This window comes from Mycobacterium sp. (assembly GCF_049281135.1).
In the GTDB taxonomy this organism is placed as follows: domain Bacteria; phylum Actinomycetota; class Actinomycetes; order Mycobacteriales; family Mycobacteriaceae; genus Mycobacterium.
Genome location: NZ_JBAPRN010000140.1, coordinates 1 through 6,102, shown reverse-complemented (window position 1 = coordinate 6,102; position 6,102 = coordinate 1). Strand labels below are relative to the sequence as shown.

The 6,102-nt window shown below is 65.7% G+C and carries 7 protein-coding genes; all 7 read left to right on the top strand.

Annotated elements, in window-relative coordinates; translation table 11 throughout:
- A partial coding sequence (locus WAN02_RS05685) for a molybdopterin dinucleotide binding domain-containing protein (RefSeq protein ID WP_422263199.1) occupies positions 1–357 on the top strand: 357 nt, incomplete at its 5' end.
- Between the two features lie 13 nt (positions 358–370).
- A complete protein-coding gene (nuoH, locus tag WAN02_RS05680) occupies positions 371–1,630 on the top strand; it encodes an NADH-quinone oxidoreductase subunit NuoH (protein WP_422263198.1) in 1,260 nt (419 codons plus the stop codon).
- Positions 1,623–2,168 (top strand): NADH-quinone oxidoreductase subunit NuoI, encoded by a 546-nt coding sequence (gene nuoI / locus WAN02_RS05675; protein ID WP_422263197.1) that lies wholly within the window; start codon positions 1,623–1,625, stop codon positions 2,166–2,168. Before nuoH ends, nuoI begins: the two co-directional genes overlap by 8 nt.
- Entirely contained in the window at positions 2,165–2,971 is an 807-nt protein-coding gene (locus WAN02_RS05670) for an NADH-quinone oxidoreductase subunit J (RefSeq protein ID WP_422263196.1), read from the top strand. The genes nuoI and WAN02_RS05670 overlap by 4 nt, the downstream gene beginning before the upstream one ends.
- Complete coding sequence (nuoK, locus tag WAN02_RS05665) at positions 2,968–3,267, top strand: NADH-quinone oxidoreductase subunit NuoK (protein ID WP_422263195.1); 300 nt, start codon at positions 2,968–2,970, stop codon at positions 3,265–3,267. The genes WAN02_RS05670 and nuoK overlap by 4 nt, the downstream gene beginning before the upstream one ends.
- 6 nt (positions 3,268–3,273) lie before the next feature.
- Positions 3,274–5,166, top strand: coding sequence for an NADH-quinone oxidoreductase subunit L (nuoL, locus tag WAN02_RS05660; protein WP_422263194.1), 1,893 nt, complete (start codon positions 3,274–3,276; stop codon positions 5,164–5,166).
- Positions 5,163–6,102 (top strand): NADH-quinone oxidoreductase subunit M (locus WAN02_RS05655; protein WP_422263193.1); only part of this gene is annotated, 940 nt, incomplete at its 3' end. The genes nuoL and WAN02_RS05655, both read left to right, overlap by 4 nt.

Below are 6,102 nucleotides of genomic sequence, written 5' to 3'. Positions count from 1 at the left end.
CCCGCCGCCGGTGAGGCCATCCTGGCGGGCTGGCGGATGCTGCTCGACGACGGGCAACTGCAGGACGGCGAGCCACACCTGGCCGGTACCGCACGCACGCCCGTGGTGCGGTTGTCGGCAGCGACAGCGACCGCCATCGGCGCCGCCGACGGGGACAACGTCACCGTCAGCACCGCACGCGGGGCGATCACCCTGCCGCTGACGATCACCGAGCTGCCCGACCATGTGGCGTGGGTGCCGCTGAACTCACCGGGCTCGGCGGTACACCGGCAACTGGGCGTCACGCCCGGCGCCGTCGTGAAGATTCGCGCCGGCGACGATGCAGAGCACAGCGATGCTGAGGAGCGGCGCAAATGATTGGAGCTTCCAAGTGACCGGCTTCGGACACGACACCTGGTGGCTGATCCTGGCTAAATCGCTTCTTGTCTTCGTATTCCTGGTCCTGACCGTGCTAGTCGCGATCCTGGCCGAACGCAAGATTCTCGGCAGGATGCAGATGCGCTGGGGACCCAACCGGGTTGGCCCGCGTGGTTACCTGCAGAGCCTGGCCGATGGCATCAAGCTGGCGCTCAAGGAGCCGCTCGTCCCGTTCGGCGTCGAGAAGCCGATTTTCCTGCTGGCACCGGCTATTTCCACGATTCCGGCGATCACGGCGTTTGCGTTCATCCCGTTCGGGCCGCAGGTTTCGGTGTTCGGCCACTGGACCCCGCTGCAGGTGACCGACCTGCCGGTGGCGGTGCTGTTCATCCTGGCGTTGTCCTCGATCGGGGTCTACGGCATCGTGCTGGCCGGGTGGTCCTCGGGATCGACCTATCCGCTGCTGGGCGGCGTGCGCTCCACCGCCCAGGTGATCTCCTACGAGGTCGCGATGGGCCTGTCGTTCGCGACGGTTTTCCTCTTCGCCGGAACGATGTCCACGTCGCAGATCGTGTCGGCCCAGGACCGGGTCTGGTACGTCTTCTTGCTGCTGCCGTCGTTCTGCACGTACCTGGTGTCCATGGTCGGCGAGACCAACCGGGCGCCGTTCGACTTGCCCGAGGCCGAAGGCGAATTGGTCGCCGGTTTCCACACCGAGTACTCGTCGCTGTGCTTCGCGTTGTTCTTCCTCGCTGAGTACATCAACATGACGACGGTGTCGGCGCTGGCCGCCACGCTGTTCATGGGCGGCTGGCACGCGCCGTGGCCACTGAACATGTGGGCCGGCGCCAACAGTGGTTGGTGGCCGGTGCTCTGGTTCATCGCCAAGGTGTGGCTGTTCCTGTTCCTCTACATCTGGCTGCGGGGCGTACTGCCTCGGCTGCGGTACGACCAGTTCATGGCGCTCGGGTGGAAGATCCTGATCCCGGTGTCGCTGGTCTGGGCGCTGATCGCGGCCGCGATCCGCACTGCGCGCGACCAGGGTTACCCGCATTGGACGCCGCTGCTGGTCGGCGCCAGCATCGCCGTCACCGTCGTACTGCTGTATCTGCTGCAAAGACCGTTCAGCAACAGCCAGCTTCGCAGGAGACGTCGTCGCACGGAGTCGGAGGCATTGTCCGCACGCACGGCGTCCTTCGAGCCGGCGTTCCCCACGCCAGCGTTGCCCGGTAAGCCGCTGGCGCCGGCGACCAAGGAGGCAGCCAATGGCTAAGTTCCTCAGTTCCCTCGCCGGATTCGGCGTCACGTTCGGCGCGATGTTCAAGCGCCCGATCACCGAGAGCTATCCGGAGAACCCCGGGCCGGTGCAACCGCGCTACCACGGCCGCCATCAGCTCAACCGCTACGCCGACGGCCTGGAGAAGTGTATCGGGTGCGAACTGTGCGCGTGGTCGTGTCCGGCCGACGCGATCTACGTCGAAGGCGCCGACAACACCGACGAGGCACGCTTTTCGCCGGGCGAGCGCTATGGCCGCGTCTACCAGATCAACTACCTGCGCTGTATCGGCTGCGGGCTGTGCGTCGAGGCCTGCCCGACGCGCGCGCTGACGATGACCAACCACTACGAGATGGCCGACGACAACCGGGCCGACCTGATCTACGAGAAGCAGAACCTGCTGGCGCCGATGCTCGAGGGCATGACCCCGGCGCCGCACCCCAGGGCCGAAGGCGCCACCGACGCCGACTACTACCGCGGCAACATCACCGCAAACGGCCTGCGCAACATCCCGATCACGGACGTCACGAAGTGATCACTCACCTGGCTGCGGACACCGTCGCCCGCACCTCCACCGGCGAAGCGGTGACGTTCTGGTTGCTGGCCGCGCTGGCGCTGATCGGGGCGTTGGGCGTGGTGATGGCCGCCAACGCGGTCTACTGCGCGATGTCGCTGGCGCTGACGATGATCGTGTTGGCGGTGATCTACATGATCCAGGACGCCTTGTTCCTCGGCGTGGTGCAGATCGTGGTCTACACCGGCGCGGTGATGATGCTGTTCCTGTTCGTCCTGATGCTGATCGGCGTGGACTCGGCGGAGTCCCTGGTGGAAACGCTGCACGGGCAGCGGGTTGCCGCCGTGCTGGCCGGTCTGGGCTTGGGCATCGTGCTGATCGCCGGGATCGGCAACGTCGCCACCAACCGTTTTGGGACAAACGGCCTCTCGACAGACATTGCTCCCGAAGGCAACGTGCAGGGGCTCGCGGCGCTGATCTTCTCCCAGTACCTGTGGGCATTCGAGCTGACCAGCGCGCTGCTGATCACCGCAGCCATCGGCGCGATGATCCTGGCGCATCGGGAGCGCTTCGAGCGCCGCAAGACACAGCGCGAGATGTCCATCGAGCGATTCCAGCCCGGCGGTCACCCCACCCCGCTGCCCGGTCCCGGCGTGTTCGCCCGGCACAACGCCGTCGACACTCCGGCACGGCTGCCCGACGGCTCGCCGTCCCGGTTGTCAGTGCCCTTGGTCCTCGAATTGCGGCCGGTCGGAGAGCGAGACCTGCCAGTTGCCAAGGATTCCAACGGTTTTGACGCCATCACCAGAGGGGGTGCGTCATGAATCCGGAGAATTACCTGTACCTGTCCGCGCTGCTGTTCACCATCGGCGCTGCCGGTGTCCTGTTGCGGCGCAACGCGATTGTGATGTTCATGTGCGTCGAGTTGATGCTCAACGCGGTCAACCTGGCCTTCGTCACGTTCGCCCGGCTGAACGGTCACCTCGACGGCCAGATGGTGGCCTTCTTCACAATGGTCGTCGCCGCCTGCGAAGTGGTGATCGGACTGGCCATCATCATGACGATTTTCCGTGCCCGCAAATCGGCTTCGGTCGACGACGCCAACCTGCTCAAAGGTTAGAGGCCCGTGACATCACTGACACATCTGATCTGGCTGCTCGTCGCGTTGCCCGCGGCCGGCGCCGCGATATTGCTGGTCGGCGGCCGGCGCACCGATGCGTGGGGACACTGGCTGGGATGCGCCACGGCACTGGCGTCGTTCGGCGTCGGCGTGACGCTGCTGTCCGACCTGCTCAGCCGGCACGGCGACGCCCGGACCATCATCCAGAACCTGTTCACCTGGATTCCGGTGGGCAGCCTGCAGGTCGACTTCGGACTGCAAATCGACCAGCTGTCAATCTGTTTCGTGCTGTTGATCACCGGCGTCGGATCGCTGATCCATATCTACTCGGTGGCTTACATGGCCGAGGATCCCGATCGCCGAAGGTTTTTCGCCTACCTCAACCTGTTCCTCGCAGCGATGCTGCTGCTGGTGGTGGCCGATAACTTCGTGGGCCTCTACGCCGGCTGGGAAGGCGTGGGCCTGGCGTCCTACCTGCTGATCGGATTCTGGTACCACAAGCCGACCGCGGCCACCGCGGCCAAGAAGGCCTTCGTGATGAACCGGGTCGGCGACGCCGGGCTGGCACTGGCGATCTTCGTGATATTCGCCAACTTCGGCACGCTGGCCTACTCCGGCGTGTTCGGCCAGGCAGCGGGCGCCAGCCACAGCGCCCTGACCTGGATCGGGCTACTGCTACTGGCGGGCGCCTGCGCCAAGTCCGCGCAGGTTCCACTGCAGGCCTGGCTCGGTGACGCAATGGAAGGCCCCACCCCGGTGTCGGCGTTGATTCACGCCGCGACGATGGTGACCGCCGGCGTGTATCTGATCGTGCGATGCAACCCGCTGTACAGCCTGTCCCCCGGCGCCCGCCTCGGCGTGATCATCGTCGGAGCGGTCACGCTGATGTTCGGGGCGATCATCGGCTGCGCCAAGGACGACATCAAACGCGCACTCGCGGCGTCCACGATGAGCCAGATCGGCTACATGGTGCTGGCCGCGGGCCTCGGGCCGGCGGGCTACGCGTTCGCGATCCTGCACCTGCTCACCCACGGCTTCTTCAAAGCCGGCCTGTTCCTCGGCTCCGGCGCGGTGATCCACGCGATGCACGAGGAACAAGACATGCGCCACTACGGCGGTCTGCGTAGCGCACTGCCTGTGACCTTCGCCACCTTCGGCCTTGGCTACCTGGCGATCATCGGGGTGCCGCCCTTCGCGGGCTTCTTCTCCAAAGACGCCATCATCGAAGCCGCATTGGGAGCGGGTGGAGCCGGCGGCTGGATCCTGGGCGGGGCTGCCCTGCTGGGCGCCGGAATCACCGCGTTCTACATGACCCGGGTGATGCTGCTGACCTTCTTTGGCGAAAAGCGTTGGGCGCCAGACGCACATCCGCATGAGGCGCCGGCGTTGATGACCTGGCCGATGATCCTGCTCGCGGTCGGATCGGTGTTCTCCGGCGGGCTGCTGGGCTGGGGCGGCACGTTGCGGCACTGGCTGGAACCGGTGACCACCTTCGAGGAGAGCTCGCCTGTCACGCCGTCATGGGTGATCAGCGCGGTGGCCGTCGGTGTCGTCGCCGTGGGCTTCCTGATCGCTTTGTGGCGTTACCTCGGCCGCCCGGTGCCCGAAACGGCACCCGCCGACGTGTCGGTGCTGACCGTCGCCGCCCGCAGAGATCTGTACGGCGACGCCTTCAACGAGGAGGTCTTCATGCGACCGGGTGCGCAGCTCACGCACGCGCTGGTCGAGTTCGACGACCAGGGTGTGGACGGCTCGGTCAACGCGTTGGGCCACTTGGTGGCCCGCACCTCCGAGTGGCTGCGCGGATTCCAGACCGGATTCGCCCGCAACTACGCGTTGTCGATGTTGGCCGGAGCGGCGCTGGTCGCCGCCGCGATCCTGGCGGTGCAACTGTGGTGACTACGTTCCCTTGGCTGTCTGTGCTGTGGCTGCTGCCGTTGGTCGGTGCCGTGGTCATCATTCTGGTGCCGGCCGGTGGGCGGCAGTTCGCCAAATGGCTCGGCGTGGCGGTGTCGGTGGCCGTGCTGGCGCTGTCGATAGCGCTCGCGGTGGAATTCAAGGCCGGCGGCCCGACCTACCAGTTCGTCGAATCTCACCCGTGGATACCGGCATTCGGCGCGGGATACACCCTTGGCATCGACGGCATCGCGTTGGTACTGGTCCTGCTGACCACCGTATTGGTGCCGTTCCTGCTGGTGGCCGGCTGGAACGACGGCGGTGAGCGATCACGCGGGACCCAGGCCTACGTTGCTCTGACACTGACCATCGAATCGATGGTGCTCGTCTCGGTGGTCTCACTGGATGTACTGCTGTTCTACGTGTTCTTCGAAGCCATGCTCATTCCGATGTATTTCCTCATCGGCGGTTTCGGTGGCGGCGCACACCGCTCCCGCGCCGCCGTGAAATTCTTGCTGTACAACCTGTTCGGCGGTCTGATCATGCTGGCCGCCGTGATCGGCCTGTACGTGGTGACCACTCAGAACGGCCCGGGCACGTTCGACTTCCGTCAGATCGTCGCCGCCGTCACCTCGGGTTCGCTGGGGGCGTCTTCGGCTGTGACCAAGGCACTGTTCTTGGGATTCATGTTCGCCTTCGCGATCAAGGCGCCGCTGTGGCCGTTCCACCGCTGGCTGCCCGACGCCGCGGTGGAATCGACACCGGCGACCGCCGTTCTGATCACCGCGGTGATGGACAAGGTCGGCACGTTCGGCATGCTGCGGTACTGCCTGCAGTTGTTCCCTGACGCGTCAACGTATTTCCGCCCGGTCATCGTCACGCTGGCAGTGATCGGCGTCATCTACGGCGCCATCGTGGCGATCGGGCAGACCGACATCA

What these genes read in the sequence shown, in the direction of transcription:
- nuoI (WP_422263197.1), top strand. Translation starts at nt 1,623, where the DNA reads ATGGCTAAGTTCCTCAGTTCCCTCGCCGGATTCGGCGTCACGTTCGGC.
- nuoK (WP_422263195.1), top strand. Translation starts at nt 2,968, where the DNA reads ATGAATCCGGAGAATTACCTGTACCTGTCCGCGCTGCTGTTCACCATC.